Origin of the sequence: Streptomyces sp. DSM 40750, assembly GCF_024612035.1 — a bacterium.
GTDB lineage: Bacteria > Actinomycetota > Actinomycetes > Streptomycetales > Streptomycetaceae > Streptomyces.
Map to the genome: position 1 here is coordinate 7,771,596 of NZ_CP102513.1, position 24,269 is coordinate 7,795,864.

18 protein-coding genes are annotated in these 24,269 nt (G+C 69.5%); 9 read left to right on the forward strand and 9 right to left on the reverse strand.

The genetic code is table 11. From position 1 onward, the window contains the following. The first annotated feature begins 38 nt into the window (after window positions 1–38). The 3 genes from JIX55_RS34730 to JIX55_RS34740 all read left to right on the forward strand — a co-directional run bounded on the left by JIX55_RS34730 (window position 39) and on the right by JIX55_RS34740 (window position 2,361). Complete coding sequence (locus JIX55_RS34730) at window positions 39–497, forward strand: PPOX class F420-dependent oxidoreductase (protein WP_257567181.1); 459 nt, start codon at window positions 39–41, stop codon at window positions 495–497. A 355-nt stretch (window positions 498–852) separates the two neighbouring features. Continuing rightward, window positions 853–1,587 (forward strand): hypothetical protein, encoded by a 735-nt coding sequence (locus JIX55_RS34735; protein ID WP_257567182.1) that lies wholly within the window; start codon window positions 853–855, stop codon window positions 1,585–1,587. 129 nt (window positions 1,588–1,716) lie between these two features. Beyond that, window positions 1,717–2,361 (forward strand): hypothetical protein, encoded by a 645-nt coding sequence (locus tag JIX55_RS34740; protein WP_257567183.1) that lies wholly within the window; start codon window positions 1,717–1,719, stop codon window positions 2,359–2,361. A gap of 246 nt (window positions 2,362–2,607) precedes the next feature. Here the strand turns inward: JIX55_RS34740 and JIX55_RS34745 are convergent, their stop codons facing one another. Genes JIX55_RS34745 through JIX55_RS34755 form a run of 3 tightly spaced genes read right to left on the reverse strand, consistent with a single transcriptional unit; the run spans window position 2,608 to window position 5,784 of the window. Next, window positions 2,608–3,459, reverse strand: a complete 852-nt coding sequence (locus tag JIX55_RS34745; protein ID WP_257567184.1) for a carbohydrate ABC transporter permease — start codon at window positions 3,457–3,459, stop codon at window positions 2,608–2,610. Between the two features lie 5 nt (window positions 3,460–3,464). After that, window positions 3,465–4,367, reverse strand: coding sequence for a carbohydrate ABC transporter permease (locus tag JIX55_RS34750; RefSeq protein WP_257567185.1), 903 nt, complete (start codon window positions 4,365–4,367; stop codon window positions 3,465–3,467). Between the two features lie 10 nt (window positions 4,368–4,377). Beyond that, a complete protein-coding gene (locus JIX55_RS34755; RefSeq protein WP_257567186.1) occupies window positions 4,378–5,784 on the reverse strand; it encodes an extracellular solute-binding protein in 1,407 nt (468 codons plus the stop codon). Window positions 5,785–5,928: 144 nt separating this feature from the next. Between JIX55_RS34755 and JIX55_RS34760 the strand changes: the two genes are divergently transcribed. Next, window positions 5,929–6,174 (forward strand): hypothetical protein, encoded by a 246-nt coding sequence (locus JIX55_RS34760; protein ID WP_306820060.1) that lies wholly within the window; start codon window positions 5,929–5,931, stop codon window positions 6,172–6,174. Window positions 6,175–6,184: 10 nt separating this feature from the next. Here the strand turns inward: JIX55_RS34760 and JIX55_RS34765 are convergent, their stop codons facing one another. Together JIX55_RS34765 and JIX55_RS34770 are read right to left on the reverse strand one after the other, a co-directional pair. Continuing rightward, window positions 6,185–6,874 carry a response regulator gene (locus JIX55_RS34765; RefSeq protein WP_257567187.1) on the reverse strand — a complete coding sequence of 230 codons (690 nt, stop codon included), beginning with the start codon at window positions 6,872–6,874 and terminating at the stop codon, window positions 6,185–6,187. Further along, window positions 6,871–8,562, reverse strand: a complete 1,692-nt coding sequence (locus JIX55_RS34770) for an ATP-binding protein (protein WP_257567188.1) — start codon at window positions 8,560–8,562, stop codon at window positions 6,871–6,873. Before JIX55_RS34770 ends, JIX55_RS34765 begins: the two co-directional genes overlap by 4 nt. 545 nt (window positions 8,563–9,107) lie before the next feature. Here JIX55_RS34770 and JIX55_RS34775 point away from each other — a divergent pair. The 5 genes from JIX55_RS34775 (at window position 9,108) to JIX55_RS34795 (ending at window position 15,521) form a co-directional block, all read left to right on the forward strand. After that, on the forward strand, window positions 9,108–10,490 hold the full coding sequence (locus JIX55_RS34775; protein ID WP_257567189.1) for a cation:dicarboxylate symporter family transporter: 1,383 nt from the start codon (window positions 9,108–9,110) through the stop codon (window positions 10,488–10,490). Window positions 10,491–10,751: 261 nt separating this feature from the next. Further along, window positions 10,752–11,180 (forward strand): MerR family transcriptional regulator, encoded by a 429-nt coding sequence (locus JIX55_RS34780; protein ID WP_257567190.1) that lies wholly within the window; start codon window positions 10,752–10,754, stop codon window positions 11,178–11,180. Continuing rightward, entirely contained in the window at window positions 11,177–11,509 is a 333-nt protein-coding gene (locus JIX55_RS34785) for a thioredoxin family protein (RefSeq protein WP_306820061.1), read from the forward strand. The genes JIX55_RS34780 and JIX55_RS34785 overlap by 4 nt, the downstream gene beginning before the upstream one ends. Window positions 11,510–11,695: 186 nt before the next feature. Then, entirely contained in the window at window positions 11,696–13,945 is a 2,250-nt protein-coding gene (locus tag JIX55_RS34790; protein WP_257567193.1) for a HelD family protein, read from the forward strand. A gap of 142 nt (window positions 13,946–14,087) precedes the next feature. Next, window positions 14,088–15,521 carry a cytochrome P450 gene (locus JIX55_RS34795; protein ID WP_257567194.1) on the forward strand — a complete coding sequence of 478 codons (1,434 nt, stop codon included), beginning with the start codon at window positions 14,088–14,090 and terminating at the stop codon, window positions 15,519–15,521. 244 nt (window positions 15,522–15,765) lie between these two features. On the opposite strand, the gene glgB is transcribed toward JIX55_RS34795, so the two are convergent. From glgB to JIX55_RS34815, 4 genes are all read right to left on the reverse strand, one after another. Next, the gene (gene glgB / locus JIX55_RS34800; protein ID WP_257567195.1) at window positions 15,766–18,675 is read right to left on the reverse strand and encodes a 1,4-alpha-glucan branching enzyme; all 2,910 of its coding nucleotides are present in this window, start codon (window positions 18,673–18,675) and stop codon (window positions 15,766–15,768) included. Between the two features lie 59 nt (window positions 18,676–18,734). Continuing rightward, complete coding sequence (locus tag JIX55_RS34805; protein WP_257567196.1) at window positions 18,735–20,216, reverse strand: maltokinase N-terminal cap-like domain-containing protein; 1,482 nt, start codon at window positions 20,214–20,216, stop codon at window positions 18,735–18,737. 95 nt (window positions 20,217–20,311) lie between these two features. Further along, the gene (treS, locus tag JIX55_RS34810; protein ID WP_257567197.1) at window positions 20,312–22,030 is read right to left on the reverse strand and encodes a maltose alpha-D-glucosyltransferase; all 1,719 of its coding nucleotides are present in this window, start codon (window positions 22,028–22,030) and stop codon (window positions 20,312–20,314) included. Next, on the reverse strand, window positions 22,027–24,165 hold the full coding sequence (locus JIX55_RS34815; RefSeq protein ID WP_257567199.1) for an alpha-1,4-glucan--maltose-1-phosphate maltosyltransferase: 2,139 nt from the start codon (window positions 24,163–24,165) through the stop codon (window positions 22,027–22,029). Before JIX55_RS34815 ends, treS begins: the two co-directional genes overlap by 4 nt. Window positions 24,166–24,269 lie beyond the last annotated feature (104 nt).

Here is a 24,269-nt window from a genome sequence, read left to right on the forward strand (position 1 = left end):
AGTGACCTGAGTGGGGATCCCTTGGGTATGGATGCCTCATGACGAAGCTGGACGGGCACATACGTGAGCGCCTACTGGCGCCGAATTTCTGGCACTTGGCCACGGTGGGGGCGGATGGGGCGCCTCAGGTGTCACCCATGTGGGTGGACATCGAGGCCGACGGAGACGGTGGCGGCGAGTACGTCATGGTCAATACGTCGGTCGGGCGGGTGAAGGAGGAGAACCTGCGGCGCAACCCGTATGTCTCCCTCTCTCACATCGATCCCGAGAACCCCTATGACCGGGCCGAGATCCGGGGGCGGGTGGTGCGGTTCGTGGAGGGGGACGAGGCGTTGCGCGCCATGGACCGGCTCACCCGGAAGTACATCGGGGAGGAGCGGTATCCGTGGCTGCTGCCCGGAGAGCGGCGCCTGATGATTCTGATCGAGCCGGTGAGGGTGCGGCGGGTCGTCGGGGTGGAGCCGTTCCGGGCGGGGGTGCTGCCGGAGGGGGCATGAGGGAGGCGCGGGAGTCGTTGCGGATGCACTGTTCGCGTGCACCGTATGCGCGCTCTCGGCGGGTCGCGTGCCCGTTTCGTAGGGAAATCCGCCCACCGTGGCCACCTCGCCGTCACGGGAGAATTCGGAACAAGCCGAACTCGGCGTGGCGCCGCGCGTGTTCGGTGGACGGGAGGTCGCGGCGCCGAACTGCGGTGACATAGGGGGCGTCCGGGTGCGGGACCGGTCCAAGGGGTCCGCAGGAATGACCTGTTGCATGCGGCACGCCGTTTACGGGAGGGAATTCCGGGCCCTACCGTCGGGATCTGTCGGTGCCTGTCGCAAGGCACCCGTTCGACGGAAAACGGGGAGGATCATGCACACCGTACGGAAGCGTGTCGGAACGACGGCTGCCGCCCTGGCGACCGCACTGGGCACCATGTTCGGGATGTCCGCCCAGGCCCAGGCCGACACGGCCGGGCCGGGCGGACCGGGCGGCAGCGGGGCCGAAGGAACCAGCGGGACCGTGGAGTTCTCCGTCTTCGACACCGGAGGCGGCCTTCCTCGGGACGAGTCGTTTCAGCTGAAGGACCTCTCGGACTACGGCATCCCGAAGCGGACGACGGAGAAGCTGGCTGCCGGGGAGGCCGGGGAGGCGGGCGCTCAGGCGCCTGCTGCCGTCGCCGCGCCGTCGGGCAGCTTCGATGTCGTGGGTGGGGGTGAGTGGAAGGACAAGGACGGCTGGGATGCGGTCATGCGCAGGGGCTACTGGAACGGGGCCAACGCCGGCTTCGGCATGACCAAGATCGACCAGAAACACAACCTCAGCCTCGACGCCGTCAAGGCGACCACGATGTATCCGCGTCCCACGCCCGAGGGCAAGCAGCAGATCGCTCCCACGACGTACAACTACCGCACCGAGGTGAACCACGTCGAGTGCAGCGGCTGGTGGATCTTCCGCAGCTGCCGGGTCACCGAGACCCTGACGGTGCTGGCCGGAATCGACTACCGGAAGCTGGACGACGGCAAGGCCTTCGGGGCCGTCACCGCCTTCTGCGAGGGCGTGTCCGGCCGGTGTCCCGACTGGGTCCGCAACGCCGTCAACATCTGAGGAGCTGAGGATCTGAGGCGTCGGCCGACACTGAGGATCTGAGGTGTCGGCCCGACGTACAGTCGACTGGTGGGCCGGCTCTCGCACAGCGGCCGACCGGCCCGGCAGTGACCTCGAAGGGGATGCTCGATGAGCGCTCGACCGAACCGGTCGGCGGTGCGGTGGCCCGCGGCCGAGTGGTGGGCGCCGCTGGTCACGGACCTCGCGGCGATCCAGCGGGGGAGTGCGGCACGCGGCCTGGTCGTACGCCGGATCTCGCTGACGGAGGCGACGCCGTACGTGGAGGTGGCATGGCCGGACGGGTCCGGTGCCACGCTGCGTCCCGAGCCGGAGGCCGGGGTGTCGGCGCTCCTGGACTCCCTGAGCGGGACCGGCCCCGCGGCGCCCCCTCCAGCCGACCACGAACGCGTCCACTGGGCACCCGGCTTCGACGCACCCCCACTGCTGAAGTACGCCTGGCTCCTGGATGAGCTGGGCAGTGCGAGTGATGCGTGGTACGCGTATGTGCCGGTGCGTGTCGAACTCCTCGAGGTCCGTACGGATGGACTGGAGACCGTGGACATCGGAGTTGGCCGGCCGGAGCGGGGGGACGCCGTGCGGGTGCGTGTCTCCTTGGCTCGGTACGGGGAGCCCGGGGGCATCGGGTACGCGGTGGTGGAGCGGGCGGTCGCGGTGGGGGCGTCGGGGGCTCCGTCTGCGAACCCGTCCGAGGGCCCGGGTGGGGAGGAGCCCATCGGCGGGCTTCCGACCCACCTGACGCCGCTCGTCCCTTGACCGCACCGACCGATGTCGGGCGTGAACTCGCCGCCGTGTGCGGAGTCCAGCTGCACGGTGTCGAGCTGCGCCCCCGAGACCTTGACTCGTCGTGTGTGCTTGGCAGTTCACGCTCAACCTTGTCGGTGTTCTGTCCACCGAGGCCCATCGAGGCCCGGTCCTGCCGACTTCGCGCTGCCGACTCCTCTGCCCGCGCCAACGCTCCTGACCGAGCCGCCGCAGCGCGAACCGCAGCGGCCGAGACCCTCAGCCCTTGACCGCCCCACCCAACGCGAACCCCCCGCCCAACCGCCTCGCCACCCCCACATACAACAAAATCACCGGCGTCGAATAAATGACCGAGAACGCCGCCAACTGCCCATAGATCACCGTCCCCCGATTCCCGAAGAACTCATTGATGCTCACCGCCGCCGGCATCTGTTCCGGAGTGAGCAGCAGCATGAACGGGACGAAGAAGTTCCCCCACATCATCACGAACGAGAACACGGTCACCACCGCGACCCCCGGCCCCATCAACGGCAGCACGACCCGCACCAGCGACTGGAGCGGCGACGCGCCGTCCGTCCACGCCGCCTCCTCCAACTCCTTCGGCACCCCGTCCATGAAGTTCTTCATCAGCCAAATGGCGAACGGCAATTGGGACGCGGCGAAGAAGAAGATCGTGCCCTGCATGGTGTCGATCAGGTTCACCTGCACGAACAGCGCGTACACCGGAACCATGATCGCCGTGATCGGAAGGCTCGTCGCGAAGAGGATCGTCAGGAGGAAGGGGCGGTTGAGGCGGGAGCGGAATCGGGACAGCGGGTAGGCCGCCAGGGCCGCGCACACCACCGTCAACGCGGTTCCCCCGCCGCACAGGAGCAGGCTGTTCAGCAGCGGCGTGAAGGTGATTTCCGGGGTCAGGACGGCGTCGAAGTTGTCGAGGGTCACGCCGTCCGGGAGCTTGACCGTCAGATTCGCGTGGGGGTCCACGGATGACAGGAGCACCCAGGCCAGCGGCAGTACGAAGGTCGCGGCGACGACAAGGAGGCCGACATCGGCGGCCAGGCGGTGGCGAACCGTGCGGCGGGAGGCGGGCGTTCGGGTATGCGTGGCCATGGAACTCACACCTCCGTTCGCAGCAGGCGCAGGTAGATCACCGAGAACAGCGAACCCACCACCAGCAGCAACAGCGCCACCGCCGTGCCGTAGCCGATCATGCTCTTCTGGAACGCCTCCTCGTACATGAACAAGGGGAGGGTTTGGCTTTTGCCGCTGGGGCCGCCTCTCGTCATCACCCAGATCAGGCCGAAGACCGACAATGTCTGGAGCGTGATGAGCATGAGGTTCGTGCCGATGGAGCGGCGGATCATCGGGAGCGTGATGTGCCACAGGCGGCGCCAGCCGCCCGCGCCGTCCACCTCCGCCGCTTCCGTGATCTCCTTCGGGATTTCGTTCAGGGCTGCTGAATAGACCAGCATCGAGAACGCCGTTCCCCGCCAGACATTCGCGAACGACACCGCCAGGATGGGGAGCGTGTACAGCCAGTTCTGGGTGGGGAGATGGAGCCAGTCCAGGACGGCGTTCAACGTTCCTTCTCGGCGGAAGAAGGCGTAGAGGAGGAAGCCGGCCACCACCTCCGGCAGGACCCACGCCGTCACGACGATTCCGCCCACCAGCGTGCGGACGGGTTTCGAGGCGCGTTGCATCAGGGCCGCCAGGGCCAGGCCCAGCGTGTTCTGGCCGATCAGGGCCGATATCACCGTGAAGACCAGCGTCAGCCAGACCGCGTTGAGGAAGGCCTCGTCCCCGAATGCCGTGCGGAAGTTCTCGAAGCCTATGAAGGAGTCCTCGGCCTGGCCGGTGAGTTGGAGGTCGGTGAAGGCGATGTAGGCGCAGTAGGCGATCGGGCCGGCGAGGAAGAGCAGCAGGAGGACGGTGGCGGGGGTGAGGGGGAGGGCGCGGGTCAGGGAACGGAGGACGGGGTGGGGTGACGGCCCGGATGCCGGCCTTGTCGGCCTCTTCATACGCGCGGGCTCATTCCTCGATCACCTGGTTGTCCGTGGCCGCTTTCAGCTCCTCGTCGTAGTTCTCGGCCGCTTCGGACACCGAGGCGTCGCCCGTCGTCACGGATTCCATCGCTTCCTGGATGGCCGTGGAGACCTTGGGATACGCCGGATAAGCGGGACGGTAATGCGTGCTCGACACCAGGTCGGTGAAGAACTTGATGCCGGGTTGGGCCTCCGCGTAGACCGGGTCCTCAGCCACGTCCTTGCGGACCGCTATGCCCGAATTGGCGATGTACCACTTCTGGGCGTTCGCCTTCGTCTGCATCGTCTCGATGAACTTGAAGGCGAGGTCGGGGTTGGCGGCCTTGTCGGGGATGGCCCAGGTCCAGCCGCCGGACATGCTCACCTTGCCGGGGGACTGGCCGTTCTGGGTGGGCATGTGGGCGAGGCCCAGCTTTTCTGACCAGTCCGGCCATTCGTGGCCGCTGCCGGGCAGCCAGTCCTGGGGGAGCCAGGAGCCGTCGAGGTTGATGCCGAGTTTGCCCTCGGGGAGGAGTTCGCCGCGGACTCGGGTGGAGATGTTGGGGTCGAGGGCGTCGGAGACTTCGGGGCCGAGTTCTTCCTTGTACACCGTTTCCACGAAGGTGAGGGCGTCCTTGAAGCCCTTGGTCCCGGCCTTCCATTTCTTGGACTTCTCGTCGTACAGGGGGTCGCTCGCACCGGCGGCCGTGGCGTCTTCCGTGCCGTAGAGGAGCATTTCGAAGCCCTGCATCGTGGCGGCCTCGCCCGCCGGTTTGCCCGTGTAGACGTTCAGGGGAATGACGTCGGGGACTTTGTCCTTGATCGTGCGGGCGGCGGTGAGGATGTCGGCCCAGGTCTTCGGCTGCCAGTCGGCCGGCAGGCCCGCCTTCTCGAAGATTCCCTTGTCGAACCACAGGCCTCGGGTGTCCGTGCCGTCCGGAATGCCGTACGTCTTTCCGTCCTCGGCCTTCGCCGCGGTCTTGGCCGTGTCTATGAACTGGTCCCAGTCCTTCCAGCCGGCCAAGTAGTCGTCGAGGGGTTTCAGATAGCCGCTCGTGATGTCCGAGTTGATGAGGAACGTGTCCTCGTAGACCAGGTCCGGGGCCGTCTTCGGCGAGCGGAGCATTTGCTGGACCTTGGTGTAGTACTCCGAGTCCGGGGCCTTGATCGGGACGAGTTTCACCTTCTTGCCCGGATTCGCCTTCTCGAACTGTTTCTTGACGTCGGCGAGGAAGGTGTCCAAGACGCGGATCTGGTTGTCCGTGGACTGTTTGTAGGAGACCTCGACCGTGTCCGGGTCGCTGCCGGAGCCGGTGCCGCAGGCGGTGAGCGCGCCGGGGGCGGTGATCGCCAGGGCTGCGGTGAGGAGGAGGCGGAGGGGGGATCGGCGAGGGTGGGGTGCGGTGGGGCGCACGGGCACGACCTCCTGCTGGCTACGTCGTTGTGGCCTGGGTGGGTGCCCGGTGACGGTACGAGGAGTGGTCTAGTCAGGTCAATGTGTCTGCGGCTGCCAAGTCATCTGAGCAGAGACTTCGTTGGCACCACCGAGGGGGCAAGGGTGTCGGAGCGGGACGACGTCGCGTTCGGGCAGTTGCCGCTCGCCGAGTACCAGACCGTCAAGGACGAGGAGGAAGACGCGTATCGACGAGAAGATCTCGGCGATCGGGGCGCATGTGCCGGGGGGATCCGGGGCCGCGGCTCGCACAGCTCGCCGGTGCGGAGAAGGTTTTCGACTGGGAAGTGGCCCACCGTTCCGACGCCCGGCGGCGCTCCCGTCATCCTCTGCGCCAAGCCCTTCAACTGACCGGGACCGCCTACCCCTTCACCCACCGATACTGCAGCTCCGGCCGCCCCACCTGCCCGTACTGTGGACTCCGCGCAGCCCGCCCGGCATCCACCAGGTGCTCCAGGTACCGCCGAGCCGTTATCCGCGAGATGCCGACCGCCTCCGCGACCCCGGCCGCCGTCAGACCCTCACCCGCGTCCCGCAGCGTCACCGTCACCCGCTCCAGCGTCGGCGCGCTCAGGCCTTTCGGCAGGGCGGCCGGCCCCGGCGCCCGCAGGGTCGCGAGTGCCCGGTCCACCTCGTCCTGACCGCTCGCCTCGCCCGCCGCCGCGTGGAACTCGGCATACCGCACCAGCCGGTCCCGCAACGTCGCGAACGTGAACGGCTTCAGTACGTACTGCACCACCCCCAGTGACACGCCCTCCCGCACCACCGTCAGGTCCCGTGCCGATGTCACCGCTATCACGTCCGCGTGGTACCCGGCCGCGCGCAGCGAGCGGGCCAGCTGCAGGCCGTGTACGTCCGGCAGGTGCAGGTCCAGCAGCAGCAGGTCCACCGGCGTGCGGTCCAGGGCCCGGCGCGCCTCCGCGCCCGTGTGGGCCTTGCCCACGGCTGTGAAGCCGGGGACGCGGCTCACGTACATCATGTGCGCGTCGGCGGCCACGGGGTCGTCCTCGACGACCAGGACTCTGATGGGATCGGACTCGGCCTTGGTCATACGTCGTCGCCTCCAGCCACAGCGGCCCGAGGGGCCTGGACAGCCTTGATGGGACCGGGATCGGTCGTGCGCAGCGGCAGACGTACCTCGAACTCCGCCCCGCCCCCGGGTGCCTCCGACACGGTCAGCGTGCCTTCGTGGCGGCGCGCGGTCTGCCGTACGAGGGCCAGACCGAGGCCTCGGCCGCCGGGGCCCGCGGGCTTCGTCGAGAAGCCGCGTTCGAAGACGGCCTCCGTGTGGGCCGGGTCCACGCCGCTGCCCGTGTCCGTCACGCGCAGCACCAGCACGGAGTCATCCGCCGGTTCACCCGGCTCGTCCGCCCCATCCGTATACGCCGTGACCGTCACCCGCGCCCCCACCGACCCCTGCGCCGCGTCCACCGCGTTGTCGATCAGGTTGCCCAGGACCGTGACCAGGTCACGGGCGGGGAGGCACTCCGGGAGGAGACCGTCGTCGATGCGGCTGTCCTCGGACACCACCAGTTCCACGCCCCGCTCGTTCGCCTGGGCGGTCTTGCCCAGCAACAAGGCCGCCAGCACCGGTTCGCTCACCGCGGCCACCACCTGGTCCGTCAGGGCCTGCGCCAGTTCCAGCTCAGCCGTCGCGAAGTCCACGGCCTCGTCCGAGCGGCCCAGCTCGATCAGTGAGACGACCGTGTGGAGGCGGTTCGCGGCCTCGTGGGCCTGCGAGCGGAGCGCCTGCGTGAAGCCGCGTTCGGAGTTGAGTTCGCCGGTGAGGGACTGGAGTTCGGTCACGTCCCGGAGGGTGACCACCGTGCCGCGGCGCTGGCCGCCCGACACCGGGGAGGTGTTCACGACCAGCACCCGTTCGGCGGTCAGGAGCACTTCGTCCACCCTGGGTTCCGAGGACAGCAGCGCTCCCGTCAGGGGCGCCGGCAGGCCCAGCTCCGCGACCGAGCGGCCCACGACCTTCTCCGTCACGCCCAGCAGCTCGCGCGCCCCGTCGTTGATCAGGGCCACCCGGTACTGGCCGTCGAGCATGACGAGGCCCTCACGTACGGCGTGCAGCGCGGCCTGGTGGTAGTCGTGCATGTTGCTGAGCTCGGCGGCGTTCATGTTGTGGGTGTGGCGGCGCAGGCGGGCGTTGACGATGTAGGTGCCGATGCCGCCGAGGGCGAGGGCTCCGGCGGCCACGCCGAGGAGGGCGGTGAGCTGGTCCTGGACGCGGTCGCTGATCGCCTGGACCCTGATGCCGGCGCTGACCAGGCCGATGACCTCGCCGTTCTCCATGATCGGGATCACCGCGCGGACGGACGCGCCGAGGGTGCCCGTGTAGGTCTCCGTGAAGGACTCGCCGTTCTGGGCCTTCTCTATGTGGCCGAGGAAGTGCTCGCCGATCCGGTCGGGGTCGGGGTGCGTCCAGCGGATGCCGTCGCGGGTCATGATCGTGACGAAGTCGACGCCGGCGTGCTGCCGCACCTCGGTGGCGTACGGCTGGAGCCGCTCGGTGGGCTCGGTGGTGTGGATCGCCTCGCGTACGGAGGGGGAGTCGGCGACCGTGGCGGCGACGGCCAGAGCCTGGCGGGTCGCCGCCTCCTCCGCCTGGCTGCGGTCGCTGACGTACGTGAACAGCGCATACCCGGCCACGACGGCCGCGATCAGCACCGCCTGTACGGCGAAGAGCTGGCCGGCCAGGCTGCGGGGGCGGAGGAGGGGCGGGACGCGCATGGCACCAGTCTGCATCTACGCGTCAGCGTGAACTAAATGAACGGAAGGGTGACCGCCCTCACAGGGCGGGGGATAGTCACCCCATCGACTCGTCCAGCACATGGACAACGAGAGGGAGTACGACTCCCGACCCGGGACCCCACACCCCGAGCCGCCGGGAGCCGTCTCCCACCACCGGGAGGCACCTCTCCCAACCACTGGGAGCCTGCCTCCCCTCACCGGGAGCCCGTCTCCCACCGCCGGAAGCCCCCAAGCCGCCGGCCCGGAAGCCTGTCGGCTTCCACCGCCGGGAGCCCCGGCTCCCACACCCCCCGGGAGCCCCGCTCCCACCGGGAGCTTCGGCTCCCACCACCAGGGAGCCTCCCCAAGCTCCCGCCTGGGAGCCCCCACTCCCAGCCCCGGGAGCCGGTCTCCCACCCCCGGGAGCCGGTCTCCCACCGGGAACCCGCCGGTTCCCACCTGGGAGCCCGTCTCCCGAATTCCCCCGGACGTGAGCCGCACGCCGGAACAGCGAGCCGACGACGACGTCGACGAGGAGGGCAGCCGTGGCCAGCACCACTCATACGGCACCTACCGCACCCGCCAAGCGGGACCGCACCCACTACCTGTACATCGCCGTGATCGTGGCAGTGGCCATCGGCATCGCCGTGGGCCTCATCGCCCCTGACTTCGCCGTTGAGCTGAAGCCCATCGGTACCGGCTTCGTGAACCTGATCAAGATGATGATCTCGCCGATCATCTTCTGCACGATCGTGCTGGGCATCGGCTCCGTACGGAAGGCCGCGAAGGTCGGCGCGGTCGGCGGTATCGCCCTCGCCTACTTCACGGTGATGTCGCTGGTCGCCCTCGGCATCGGCCTGGTCGTCGGCAACATCCTGGAGCCGGGCACCGGCCTCGCGGTCACCGACGCGATCAAGGAGACCGGTCAGGCGCAGGTGTCGGCCGAGGCCAAGGACACCACCGAGTTCCTGCTCGGCATCATCCCGACGACGCTCGTCTCCGCCTTCACCGGCGGCGAGGTCCTCCAGACGCTGCTCGTCGCCGTGCTCGCCGGCTTCGCGCTCCAGGCCATGGGTGACGCCGGTCAGCCGATCCTGCGCGGTGTCGAGCACATCCAGCGCCTCGTCTTCCGCATCCTCGCGATGGTGATGTGGGCCGCCCCGATCGGTGCCTTCGGTGCCATCGCGGCCGTGACCGGTTCCGCGGGCCTCGACGCCCTCAAGAGCCTCGCCGTGCTGATGCTCGGCTTCTACGTCACCTGCTTCCTCTTCGTCTTCATCGTGCTCGCCGCGCTGCTGCGGATCGTCTCCGGCCTCAACATCCTCACCTTCTTCAAGTACCTGGGCCGTGAGTTCCTGCTGATCCTGTCCACCTCCTCCTCCGAGTCGGCGCTGCCGCGCCTCATCGCGAAGATGGAGCACCTGGGCGTCAGCAAGCCCGTCGTCGGCATCACCGTCCCGACCGGCTACTCCTTCAACCTCGACGGCACCATGATCTACATGACCATGGCGTCCCTCTTCATCGCCGACGCCATGGGTACGCCGATGTCGATCGGCGAGCAGATCCCGCTGCTGCTCTTCCTGCTGGTCGCCTCGAAGGGCGCGGCGGGTGTCACCGGCGCCGGCCTCGCGACCCTCGCGGGTGGCCTCCAGTCCCACAAGCCGGCCCTGGTGGACGGCATCGGCCTCATCGTCGGCATCGACCGCTTCATGAGCGAGGCCCGCGCCCTCACCAACTTCGCGGGCAACGCCGTCGCCACGGTCCTCATCGGCACCTGGACCAAGGAGATCGACAAGGAGCGCGTCGACCAGGTCCTCGCCGGGCACCTGCCCTTCGACGAGAAGACGCTGCTGGACGACCATGGCTCCGCCGAGAACGAGGCGGCCGTTGCGGAAGCCGGCGGTGACAAGGAACTCGCCAAGGCGTAGTGGGGCTCTCCAAGAACGCCGTACGGCCGGGTCCTCCCCCGTAGATCCGGCCGTACGGCCCACAACTGAATAGCACCAGAACACCGAGTGGCCAGGTCCTCCCCCTATTGACCTGGTCACTCGGCTTTTCCGGCTTCCTTGTCCGGCTGCGCGCCGGTGGGGGTTCTCGCGCCCACGCGGCGGAGCCGCACATCGATACAGCCCCGCGCCCCTGAAGGGCGCGTTTGCCTTGACGTCGGCGTCAAGGAATACCGTCTGCGTATGCGCATCGGCGAGCTGGCGGCACGGGCCGGGACGACGACACGGACGTTGCGGTACTACGAGGCGCGGGGGCTGTTGCCCGCGCGGCGGACCGGGAACGGGTACCGGACGTACGACGAGGGGGATCTGAAGCTGCTGCGGCAGATCCGGACGTTGCAGGACTTCGGGTTCGACCTGGAGGAGACGCGGCCCTTCGTGGAGTGTCTGCGGGCCGGGCACCCGGAGGGCGACTCGTGCCCGGCGTCGCTGGCGGTGTACCGGCGGAAGCTCGACGAACTCGACGCGCTGATCGGTGAGTTGGCGGCCGTACGGGCGTCGGTCGGCGGGCAGTTGGCGCGGGCCGAGCGGGCGCGGGAGCGGCTGGCGGCCGAGGCGGAGGTTCCGGGGGGTCCGGAGCCGGAGTGTGAACTGGGAGGCGGGCGACTGTGATCAGGGCGGCGGGTGTGGCGGAGGTGACGGACGCGGACTTCGAGGCGGAGGTGATCGGGGCGGAGCTGCCGGTGCTCGTGGAGTTCACGGCCGACTGGTGCCCGCCGTGCCGGCAGATGGGGCCGGTGCTCAGCGCCCTCGCGGCGGAGGAGGGGGAGCGGCTGAAGGTGGTGCAGTTGGACGTGGACACGAGTCCGGACACGACGCTTGCGTACCGGGTGCTGTCGATGCCGACGTTCATGGTGTTCAAGGGCGGTGAGCCGGTGAAGGCCATGGTCGGTGCCCGGCCGAAGCGCAGGCTGCTGGAAGAACTCGCCGACGTGCTCTGACAGCTGAACGAGCACCTGAACAGGTACCTCTACAACAAATCCCCCGAGCAATTGCGCTCGGGGGATTTTCTTGCGTATATTTGATGGTTCGCGACTTCAAGGGAATTGAGTCGCAAAGAAGTTCAGTGAGCACAGTATATCCGGGCGGGAGTGGAATTGTCAAACACCGGCTTTTCGCAAGATGAATTGCGGCGCGAGCAGGAATTCATCAACGGGCTGTACGCCCGCGTGGACGCCCTGCGCGGTGAGACCGCGGGCTCGGTCACGGACGCGCTCGCCCAGAGCAACACGCCCAGGCAGGCCCGCCTGGAGCGGGACATCCTCGTCGCCGAACGCTCGGGGCTGCTGGCCGCGCTGAACGCCGTCGAGGGCTCGCTCTGTTTCGGCCGGCTCGACCTCGCCGACGGGGGCGGCCACCACATCGGCCGGATCGGGCTCCGAGAGGACGACACCGAGCGCACCCCGATCCTGATCGACTGGCGGGCCGACGTCGCCCGCCCCTTCTACCTCGCCACCGGCCACACCCCGATGGGACTGCGCCGCCGCCGGCACATCACCACCGAGGGCCGCCGGGTCACCGCCCTGCACGACGAGATCCTCGACCTCGGCGACGAGACCCGCACCGGGTACGAGGACCCCACCGGCGACGCCGTCCTGCTGGCCGCCCTCAACTCGGCCCGCACCGGCCGCATGGGCGACATCGTGCAGACCATCCAGGCCGAGCAGGACCGCATCATCCGCGCGCCCCACCAGGGCGTCCTGGTCGTGGAGGGCGGCCCCGGCACCGGCAAGACGGCCGTCGCGCTGCACCGCGCCGCGTTCCTGCTGTACGAGCAGCGCGAACTGCTCGCCAAACGCGCCGTCCTCATCGTCGGCCCCAACCCCGCCTTCCTCGGCTACATCGGCGAGGTGCTGCCGTCGCTGGGGGAGACGGGGGTGCTGCTCTCGACCGTCGGCGAACTGTTCCCCGGCGTACGGGCCACCGCGACCGACACCCCGGACGCCGCCCGGGTCAAGGGGCGCGCCGACATGGCCGAGGTGCTCGCGGCCGTCGTACGGGACCGGCAGACGCTGCCCGACCCCGTCATCGCCATCGAGCACGACCGGGAGATCCTGATGCTCGACGACGACCTCGTACGGGTCGCCCGTGAGCGCACCCGCGAGGCGAAGCTCCCGCACAACGTGGCCCGCGAGCACTTCGAGGGCTACATCCTCAACACCCTGACGGAGATGGTCGCCGAGCGCATCGGTACCGACCCGTACGACGGCTCCAATCTCCTCGACGCCAGCGACATCACCCAGATCCGCGACGAGTTGGCGGAGAACCCCGAGGTCTGGTCCGCCATCGGCCGACTGTGGCCCCGGATCACCCCGCGCCGCCTGATCGCCGGCTTCCTCGCCGAGCCGGACGCGTATCTGTCCCAGGAGGACGCCGACGCCGTACGCCGTCCCGTCACGCGCGCGTGGACCGTCGCCGACGTACCCCTGCTCGACGAGGCCGCCGAACTCCTCGGCGAGGACGACCGGGTGGCGCGGGCCCGGTCGGAGCGCGAGCGGGAGACCCGGATCGCGTACGCGCAGGGCGTGCTGGAGGTGTCCTACGCGTCCCGGACGTACGAGTTCGAGGACAAGGAGGACAGCGACCCCGACGGCTCGGAGGTGCTGTCCGCGCACGACATCATCGACGCCGAGCGGTTCGCGGAGCGGCACGAGGAGGACGACCACCGCAGCGCCGCCGACCGGGCGGCGGCCGACCGGACCTGGGCGTTCGGGCACATCATCGTCGACGAGGCGCAGGAGCTGTCGCCGATGGCCTGGCGGCTGCTGATGCGCCGCTCGCCGACCCGCTCCATGACCCTGGTCGGCGACCCGGCCCAGACGGCGGAGGCCGCGGGCGTCGGCTCCTGGGCCGGCATCCTCGCGCCGTACGTCGAGGACCGCTGGGAGCACACCCGGCTCGGCGTCAACTACCGCACCCCCGCCGAGATCATGACCGTCGCGGCCGGTGTCGTACGCGCCGAACAGCCGGACTTCGAGCCACCGAGCTCCGTGCGGTCGACGGGCGTACGGCCCTGGGCGCGCCGCGCGGCGACGAAGGAACTGCCCGCGGAGGTGGCCAAGGCGGTCGCCGAGCTGACCCCCGCCGAGGGGCGGCTCGCGGTGATCGCGCCCCGCGAACTGCACCGGGCGCTGGCGGCCCGCCTCGACGGGGTGACGGCCGGCGCGGAACCGGACCTGACCCATGCCGTCGTCCTCCTCGACCCCCGGCAGGCCAAGGGGCTGGAGTTCGACTCGGTCCTCGTCGTCGAGCCCGGACGCTTCGGCACGAGCGACCTGTATGTGGCGCTGACGCGGGCGACGCAGGCGCTGGGCATCGTGCACGCGGAGGAACTGCCGGAAGCGCTGCGGGAGTTGTCGGTGATCGGCCTGAAGTAGCCGGGCGGGTCCTGCCGGGTGGGCGCCCGGCAGGCCACTGGCTTCGTCACCGTCACCCCAAGTGCAACAGGGATCACCAAGCCGTAACAGTTCCTGTCATCGTCACTGCTCGTGCATGCTTCATGCGGTATGCGTGTCGGTCATGGAAACACATCCGTTCGCGGCCGCTCCGGCCGGCAGCCCCACCCTGGAATCGCTGCCGATGGAGCCGTTGCTGACCTCGGAGTTCGACGTGGACCCGGGCAGCGTCTACGAGCGACTGCGGAGTACGTACGGCCCCGTGGCGCCCGTGGGGCTGATGGGGGTACCGGCCTGGCTGGTTCTCGACTACCGCGAGGTGCTGGAGGTCCTGCGCAACGAGAGCGTGTGGCGCCGCGACGTACGGCACTGGCGGACCCGGGCCGAGGGGCGGCTGCCGCGGGACTGGCCGCTGCTCGCCGGGTACGAGGTCCGGCAGACCATGTTCTTCGACGACGAGGAACACCGGCACGCCCGGCTGAGCTACCACTCGGCGATGCGGCCCTTCCAGGACGGGCACACCCCCGAGGGCTGGGAGCTGCGGGCGGCCGTCGCGCGGTACGCCGACGAGCTGATCGCCATGCTCGCGGCCGAGTCCGGGACCACCGGGTTCGCCGATCTCGCGGCGCAGTACACCCGGCCGCTGCTCCTCATGGTCACGACCAAGCTGTTCGGCTGCCCCGTCGAACTCGGCGACGAGATGGTCATGGACCTGTGGCGGATGCTGGACGGCGGGCCGGACGCGGGGCCTGCCACCGGGCGGGCACTGGGCGCGATGACCCGGCTCGCGGCGCACCGGCGCTCCCGTCCCGGGGAGGACCTGACGTCCTACATGCTGCTGTCGGACCCGTCGTTGAGCGACGAGCAGTTGGGCCGTGAGCTGTTCATGAACGCGGTCTATCTGAACGACATCACCGGGAACATGGTCTGCAACACCCTCCTCGAGGTGCTGCGCGGCAACGCGACCGTCCGGCGGAGCCTGTCCAACGGGCAGCTCGGGGAGGCCGTGAACCGGGCGGCGCTGGTGAATCCGCCGACGGCCAACCTGTGCTTCCGGTTCGCGGCGCGTGATGTGCGGCTGGGAAACTTCTGGATCCGGGCCGGTGACATCGTGTCCCCGTCCGTCGCGGCCGCGCATCGCGATCTGCTCGCGGTCGGGTCCTCGCACATCGTCGACTCCACGATCAGTACGCGGGCGCATCTCGCGTGGGGGGCCGGGCCCCACCAGTGCCCCAGCGCGGCGCGCGAGCTCGCCGGGACGATCGTCACCACGGCGGTCGGGCGGATCTTCGAGCACTTCGCCCGCGCGGAACTCACGTTGCCGCCGGATCAGTTGCCGTGGCGGTCGGGGCCGGTGGTGCGGGGGTTGCGGTTGCTGCCGGTTCGCTATGAACTCAGCGCTCACAGCGCGGCGCGGGTGCCGGCTGCGCGGCGGGGGGATGACGTCGCGCCTCCGGTGGCGCCGAGTGCCGTGCCGGCGGGCGGGGAGCGGTCGACGAGTGGGCTGTTGGGGGCGTTGCGGCGGTTGATGTTCGGGGGGCGGAAGAGCGGCGGCTGAGGGCCGCGGGGGTTCTTCTCGCCCCCGCCGCCCCTACCCGTCCCATCCCCAGGGGCTGCGCCCCTTCGACCCGCCTCGGGGCTCCGCCCCGGACCCCGTTCGCGCAGTTCCCCGCGCCCCTGAAGGCGGCGCGGGGAACTGCGCGACAAGCCCCCGCCCACCCGCACCCGAACAACCCACCCCTCGGGGTCGAAGGGGCAGCGCCCCTGGGGATGGGACGGGTAGGGGCGGCGGGGGCGAAAAACTAGGCCGGGCGGAGCCAGATCGTGGACAGGGGGGGCAAGGTGATGCGGATGCCGGCCGGGCGGCCGTGCCAGGGGTGGGGTTCCGTCTTCACGGGATGGGGGTTGGTGACGTCACTCCCGCCGTAGGCCGCCGCGTCGGTGTTCAGGACCTCGCGCCACGCCGGGACATCCTCGGGGACGCCCAGGCGGTAGTCCTCGCGGACGACCGGGCTGAAGTGGGAGACGGCCAGCAGGGGCATGCCGTCGGCGTCGAGGCGCAGGAACGCCAGGACGTTGTCGTCCGCGGCGTCACCCGTGATCCAGGAGAACCCGGCCGGGTCGGTGTCGCGTTGCCAGAGGGCGGGGGTGTGGCGGTAGGCCGTGTTGAGGTCGCGGACGAGATCGCGTACGCCCCGGTGGTCGGCTTCGGCGCCGTACGCCGGGTCCAGCAGCCACCAGTCCGGGCCGTGCGCCTCCGACCACTCCGCGCCCTGGGCGAACTCCTGCCCCATGAAGAGGAGTTGTTTGCCGGGGTGGGCCCACATGAAGCCGAGATACGCGCGGTGGTTGGCCCGCCGCTGCCACCAGTCGCCCGGCATCTTCGACACCAGGGAGCCCTTGCCGTGCACGACCTCGTCGTGGGAGATCGGCAGGACGTAGTTCTCGCTGTAGGCGTACACCATCGAGAACGTCATCTCGTTGTGGTGGTGCTTACGATGCACCGGCTCGTGCGCCATATAACCCAGCGAGTCGTGCATCCAGCCCATGTTCCACTTCAGCCCGAAGCCCAGGCCGCCGAAGCCGCCCGGACCGACGTGGTGGGTGGCGCGGGTGACGCCGTCCCAGGCGGTCGACTCCTCGGCGATGGTCACGACGCCCGGCACCCGCCGGTACACGGTCGCGTTCATCTCCTGGAGGAAGGCGACCGCGTCGAGGTTCTCCCGGCCGCCGTGCTCGTTCGGCGTCCACTGGCCCGGCTCGCGCGAGTAGTCGAGGTAGAGCATCGACGCGACGGCATCCACCCGCAGCCCGTCGATGTGGTACTCCTCGCACCAGTACAGGGCGTTCGCCACCAGGAAGTTGCGCACCTCGCGGCGCCCGTAGTCGAACTCCAGCGTTCCCCAGTCGGGGTGCGCGGCCCGTGCCGGGTCCTCGTGCTCGTACAGCGGACGCCCGTCGAACTCGGCCAACGCCCAGTCGTCACGCGGGAAATGGGCCGGTACCCAGTCCATCAGCACACCGATCCCGGCCCGGTGCAGCGCGTCGATCAGGAACTTGAAGTCGTCAGGGCTGCCGAGCCGGGCCGTCGGCGCGTAGAACCCGGTGACCTGGTAGCCCCACGAGCCGCCGAAGGGATGCTCGGCGACGGGCAGCAGCTCGACATGGGTGAAGCCGAGGTCCGAGACGTACGCCGGTAGCTGATCGGCCAGTTGACGATATGTCAGCCCGGGTCGCCAGGACGGCAGATGGACCTCGTAGACGGAGAACGGCGCCTCGTGCGCCGGGGTCTCCGCCCGCTTCGCCAGCCACTCCTCGTCGCCCCACTCGTACTGCGAGGCGTGCACGACGGAGGAGGTGTTGGGCGGCACCTCCGTGCGGCGGGCCAGCGGGTCGGCGCGAAGCGTCTTCGAGCCGTCCGGCCGGGTGATCTCGAACTTGTACAGCTCGCCCTCGCCGATCCCGGGCACGAACAGCTCCCACACGCCCGAGGAGCCCAGCGAGCGCATGGGGTACCCCGTGCCGTCCCAGAAGTTGAACGTCCCGGCCAGTCGCACGCCGCGTGCGTTCGGTGCCCACACCGTGAAGCGGGTGCCCGTCACGCCCTGGTGGGTCATCGGCTCGGCGCCGAGCACCCGCCACAGCTCCTCGTGCCGGCCCTCGTTGATCAGATGCAGGTCCAGCTCGCCGATCGCGGGCAGGAAACCGTACGCGTCCTCGGTCTCCTGTTTCATCCCCTCGTACGAGATCAGCAGCCGGTACTCCGCCGGCACCTCCCGCAACGGCAGCAGCGCCGAGAAGAACCCGCCTCCGTCGTCGTGCAACTCGGCCCGCAACGACTCCACCACCACGCTCACCCCGAGCGCGTACGGCCGGAACGCCCGGAACACCACGCCGCCGGGCGCGGAATGAGCCCCGAGGACCGAGTGCGGCGCGTGGTGGGTACCGGCGATCAGCCGCTCGCGATCGTCGCCGTCCAGGGCGGGGGAGAAGGCGGGCTGGGCGAGACCGGGGCCGGTGTCGGAGGTGCCGACCGGTTCGAGCACTGTCGTTCCGGTGCTCGGCGGGACGGCGGGAGGCAGCGTCGCGCTCTCCGTCTCCTGAGGCTGCCTCACGGCCTTCTTCGCGGCGGCTTTCTTCGCGACGGTCTTCTTGGTGACCGCCTTGGCCGTGACGGCTTTCTTGGCCGCGGTCTTCTTGGCCGTTGCCGTCTTCGGGACTGCCGTCTTCGCGACTGCGGTCTTCGTGCCAGCCGTCTTCGTGACAGCCTTCTTCGCCACGGTCTTCTTCGTGGTGGCCTTCTTGGCCGGGGCCGTCTTGGCCACGCCCTTGTCCTCGGCCACCTTTCTCGGCGCTGCCCCGCCGGATCCGGCGGCCTTCTTCGCCACCGCCTTGCCCTCGGCCGTCTTCTTGACCGCCGCCGTTCCTTCGCCGACCTTCTTGGCGACCGTCTTCTTGGCCGCCGCCTTCTTGACCACAGGCGCCCCCTCGGCCGCCTTCTTGGCGACCGCTTTCGCCGTGCTCTTCGCCGCCGTCTTCTCAGCCGTCTTCTCAGCCGCCTTTTTCGTCGCCGTCTTCCTCGCTGTCGCCTTCTTCGCCACGGTTTTCTTCGCGGCCGTTTTCTTCGTGGCCGTCTTCTTCACCGGGGCGGGCCCCTCGGCGGCGGCGCCGGTGTGCTGTGTGCTGTCGTCGGACGGCGGGCGGGGAGTCACAGGGACGGCCTCCTCGGCAGGAACAGGAACAGGGAACAGGAACTGGTGGGGGGCGGGGATCAGGGCGTGTCGGCTTCGGTGTCCGTGGCCAGGCGGTGGACGGCCGCCAGGGGCACCGGGAGCCAGTCGGGGCGGTGGCGGGCCTCGTAGAGGACCTCGTACACGGCCTTGTCGGTCTCGTAGGCGCGCAGCAGTACGGGATCGGTGCGCGGGTCGGCTCCGGCGACGTCCGCGTAGCCGGAGCAGTACGCGGCCCGGCAGGCGGTCGCCCAGTCGGCGGCCGGGGGCTGGAGGGAGTGGGCGGCGTAGTCGAAGGAGCGGAGCATGCCGGCGATGTCGCGGGCCACGGGCTGCGGCATCCGGCGTTCGGCCAGCGGCTTAGACGGCTCGCCCTCGAAATCTATGAGCGACCACTCGCCGGAGGGAGAGCGGAGACACTGCCCGAGGTGGAGGTCGCCGTGGATGCGCTGGGCCGTCCAGGTGCGGCCCTCGGCGGCCAGGTCGGCCAGCGCCTCGAAGGCCGTGCGCAGTCCGGGCGCGTACGGCCGCAGCGCGGGGACGGCCTGCGCGGCGGCCTCCAGGCGTTCGGTCATCCCGTCGACCAGCGACTCCAGTTGGGGCCGCCCCAGGGTGACCGTGGGCAGCGACCGCGTCAGCGCGGTGTGCACCTCGGCGGTCGCCCGCCCCAGCGCCCGCGCCTCGACGGCGAAGTCCTCGCCCTTGGCCAGCATGCTCAACGCCAGCTCCCAGCCGTCCGCCGCGCCGTGCAGGAACGGCTGGAGGACGCCCAGGACATGGTGACCGTCGGGATCGGCGGTCCGGCCCAGCTCCGCCACCATCCAGGCCGCCGGGGCAGGTACCCGGGCGCAGCCCTCGCGGGACAGCGTCAGCGGCAGTTCCAGATCGGGGTTGTCTCCGGGTACGACCCGCCTGAACAGCTTCAGGATGAACGTATCGCCATAGACGATCGAGGAGTTGGACTGCTCCGAGGTCACCATGCGCGATACCAGGCCCTCGGGAATGTCGTGCCGCATGTCCCGCTCGCAGCGCAGCTCACCGACGCGCGCCTTGGTCCGCAGCGCCTCCAGGAGGACATCGGCGAGGCGTGGGTCGTGCAGCGCCTCGTATACCGTCCGCCCGGCCAGCGGCCCGTCGGCCACATGCCCGATCAGCGCGGGCGCCAGCCGTGGCGGCAGCGCCTCGCGTACGCCGAGCAGCAGCTGGTAGCAGTCGCCGGGGTGGGCCGGAGCGCCCTGGGACGGCACCAGCGGCTGATGGGCGCGCACGAGGAGATGCAGCAGCCCGGCCTTGGAGCCACCCGATGGGGAGCCGGCCGCCGTGGAGGCGCCCACCGGCAACAGCTCGGTCCCCGCCACCAGGCTGAACCCGGTGACCGGTCGCCCTTTCCCCGCGAACCAGCGCTGCCGTGGCAGCCACTCCCGCAGGAGTGGCTCCAGCGAGGTGAGCAGCCCGGGCATCGGCTCCGCGACGGGCGGCGGACCAGGACTTGTCGCAGTGGAGTGCGTGGCGGCTTCCGACATGGCGTCGCGTCCTTTCCCCGGGGGGCGGGGTGTTCCTGTTTGCGTGCCCCGGGCGGGCCGGGAGAAACCGGCCCGCCCGGGGGTTCCGGTCGGGCTTACACGGTGTCCTTCCGCAGGCGGAACCAGTAGAAGCCGTGGCCCGCGAGGGTGAGCAGATAGGGCAGCTCGCCGATGGCCGGGAAGCGCACTCCGCCGATGAGTTCGACGGGGTGGCGTCCCTGGTAGGCGCGCAGATCGAGTTCGGTGGGCTGGGCGAAACGGGAGAAGTTGTTCACGCACAGCACCAGGTCGTCCCCGTTCTCCTCGGTCGAGGGGGCCTCCCGCAGGAAGGCGAGGACGGCCGGGTTCGACGACGGGAGTTCGGTGTACGACCCCAGGCCGAACGCCGGGTTCTGCTTGCGGATCTCGATCATCCGGCGGGTCCAGTGCAGCAGCGAGGCCGGCGAGGACATCGACGCCTCGACGTTCGTCACCTGGTAGCCGTAGACCGGGTCCATGATCGTCGGCAGCGACAGCCGCCCCGGATCGCAGGAGGAGAAGCCCGCGTTGCGGTCCGGGGTCCACTGCATCGGTGTCCGTACCGCGTCGCGGTCACCGAGCCAGATGTTGTCGCCCATGCCGATCTCGTCGCCGTAGTAGAGGATCGGCGAGCCGGGGAGGGACAGCAGAAGGGCGGTGAACAGTTCGATCTGGTTGCGGTCGTTGTCCAGCAGCGGGGCGAGCCGGCGCCTGATTCCGATGTTGGCGCGCATACGCGGGTCTTTGGCGTACTCCGCGTACATGTAGTCGCGCTCTTCGTCGGTGACCATTTCGAGGGTCAGTTCGTCGTGGTTGCGCAGGAAGATGCCCCACTGGCAGTTCGACGGAATGGCCGGGGTCTTGGCGAGGATTTCCGACACCGGATAGCGCGATTCCCTGCGCACCGCCATGAAGATGCGTGGCATGACGGGGAAGTGGAACGCCATATGGCATTCGTCGCCGCCGCTGGGGAAGTCGCCGAAGTAGTCGACGACGTCTTCCGGCCACTGGTTCGCCTCGGCCAGCAGCACGGTGTCGGGGTAGTGCGCGTCGATCTCCTTCCGCACCCGCTTGAGGAAGTCGTGGGTTGCGGGAAGGTTTTCGCAGTTGGTTCCTTCCTGCTGGTACAGGTACGGCACCGCGTCCAGGCGGAAGCCGTCGATGCCCAGGTCCAGCCAGAACCGCAGCGCCGAGACGATCTCCTCCTGCACCGCCGGGTTCTCGTAGTTGAGGTCCGGTTGGTGGGAGAAGAACCGGTGCCAGAAGTACTGCTTGCGCACGGGGTCGAAGGTCCAGTTGGACGCTTCGGTGTCGACGAAGATGATGCGGGCGTCCTGGAACTGCTTGTCGTCGTCGGCCCAGACGTAGTAGTCGCCGTAGGGCCCGTCGGGGTCTTTCCTCGACTCCTGGAACCACGGGTGCTGGTCGCTGGTGTGGTTCATGACGAAGTCGATGATGACGCGCATGCCGCGTTGGTGGGCGGAGTCGACGAATTCCACGAAGTCGGCGAGATCACCGAATTCGGGGAGGACGGCGGTGTAGTCGGAGACGTCGTAGCCGCCGTCGCGCAGCGGCGATTTGAAGAAGGGCGGGAGCCAGATGCAGTCGATGCCCAGCCATTGCAGATAGTCGAGTTTGGCGGTGAGGCCCTTGAGGTCGCCGATGCCGTCGCCGTTGCTGTCCTGGAAGGAACGGACGAGGACTTCGTAGAAGACGGCGCGTTTGAACCAGTCCGGGTCCCGGTCCTTCTGCGGAGTGTCCTCGAAGGTGTCCGGAACGGGCTCGTTGACGATCATTGTGTGGGTGACCCCCCGATCTGCGGGTTGGACGGTCGCAGGACGGTCAGTACGTGTGCGGGCGCGCGGCCCGGTTCGAGACGTACATAGTTGTTCCTGCCCCAGGTGTAGACCTCGCCGGTGAGCTCGTCGCGCACCAGCACGGACTCATGCCAGTCCAGGCCGAGTTGCGGCATGTCCAACGAGACCGTGGCCTCCTGGGTGTGGTGGGGGTCGAGGTTGACCACCACCAGAACCGTGTTCGAGCCCGCGCACTTCGAGTAGACGATCACCGCTTCCTGGTCGGCATGGTGGAAGTGCAGATCCCGCAACTGTCGCAGCGCCGGGCTCCGACGCCTGATCTCGTTGAGCTTGCCGAGCAGTGGGGCGATCGTACGTCCGTCTCGTTCGGCTGCGTCCCAGTCGCGTGGGCGGAGTTGGTACTTCTCCGAGTCGAGGTACTCCTCGCTGCCGGGTTTGAGCGGGGTGTTCTCGCACAGTTCGTAGCCGGAGTACACGCCCCAGGTGGGGGAGAGGGTCGCGGCCAGGACCGCGCGCAGTTCGAAGGCCGGGCGTCCGCCCTGCTGGAGGAAGGCGTGGAGGATGTCGGGGGTGTTGACGAAGAAGTTCGGCCGCATGTAGCTGGCGGCTTCCCCTGCCAGTTCGGTGGCGTACTGCGTCAGTTCCTCCTTGGTGGTGCGCCAGGTGAAGTAGGTGTAGGACTGCTGGAAGCCGGTCGCGGCCAGGGTGTGCATCATCGCGGGGCGGGTGAAGGCCTCGGCCAGGAAGATGACGTCCGGGTCGGTGGTGTTGATGTCGGCGATCACCTGTTCCCAGAAGACGACCGGTTTGGTGTGGGGGTTGTCGACGCGGAAGATGCGGACGCCGTGGTCCATCCAGTGGCGCAGTACGCGGGTGGTCTCGGCGATGAGGCCGGGCATGTCGGCGTCGAAGGCGATGGGGTAGATGTCCTGGTATTTCTTCGGCGGGTTCTCCGCGTACGCGATCGTCCCGTCGGGGCGGTGGTGGAACCACTCGGGGTGTTTGTGTACCCAGGGGTGGTCCGGGGAGCACTGCAGGGCGAAGTCCAGGGCGACCTCCAGCCCCGATTTTCGTGCCTGGGCGATGAAGTGGTCGAAGTCCTCGAGGGTGCCGAGGTCGGGGTGGATGGCGTCGTGGCCGCCTTCGGGGGAGCCGATGGCCCAGGGGACGCCGACGTCGTCGGGGGTGGGGGAGAGGGTGTTGTTGCGGCCCTTGCGGAAGGTGGTGCCGATCGGGTGGATCGGCGGCAGGTAGACCACGTCGAAGCCCATGGCGGCGATCGCGGGCAGGCGGCGGGCGGCGGTACGGAACGTGCCGTGGGGCTGCTCGGGGGTGCCCTCGGAACGCGGGAAGAACTCGTACCAGGACCCGAACAGTGCCCGCTCGCGTTCCACCAGCAGGGGCAGCGGCTCCGAGGAGGTGACCAGTTCGCGCAGCGGGTGGCGGGTCAGGACCTCGTCCACCTCCGGCGCCAACGCCGCCGCCAGACGGGAGGACGCGGGCCGGGCGGTGTCCCGTAGCGCGTCCACGGCGGCGAGGAGGATGCCTCGTCCGCTGCGGCCCTCGGGGACTCCGTCGGCGGCGCGTTCGTACAGGCGGGCGCCCTCTTCGAGGACCAGTTCGGTGTCGATACCGGCCGGGATCTTGATGTGGGCGTGGTGGCGCCAGGTGGTGACCGGGTCGCCCCAGCCCTCGACCGCGTAGGACCAGATGCCCTCGCTCGGTACGGAGACCGTGGCGCCCCAGCGGTCGGTGCCGGGGGCGAGTTCGCGCATCGGGGTCCAGTCGGCCGGGCGGCCCTCCGGGTCCTTGAGCACGACGTTGGCGGCGACGGCGTCATGGCCCTCGCGGATGACGACGGCCGAGATCTCGAAGGCCTCGCCCACGACGGCCTTCGCCGGTCGGCGGCCGTGGTGGACGGTAGGCCGTACGTCGAGGACCGGTATCCGCCCGATGGTGGGGGCGCCCGGAGTCACCGGGGCCCTCGGGGGCGGCGCGGCCGGCGCGGGCGGACCGGTGCGCGCCGGGCGTGCGGGGCGCGCGACGGTGCTGTCGGGTGTGGCGGTGGTGGTACTGGTCGTCGGGGGTGCTGACGAGTGGTGCGTGGCGGGCATGACCGCTCCTGTCCGCGTCAACGTGGGTGGGCGGATGAGGGTGTGGGGAGGTGGGGCCAGCGGGACGTACCGGTGGAGCCTTCCCACACAGTGCGGGTGGGCAT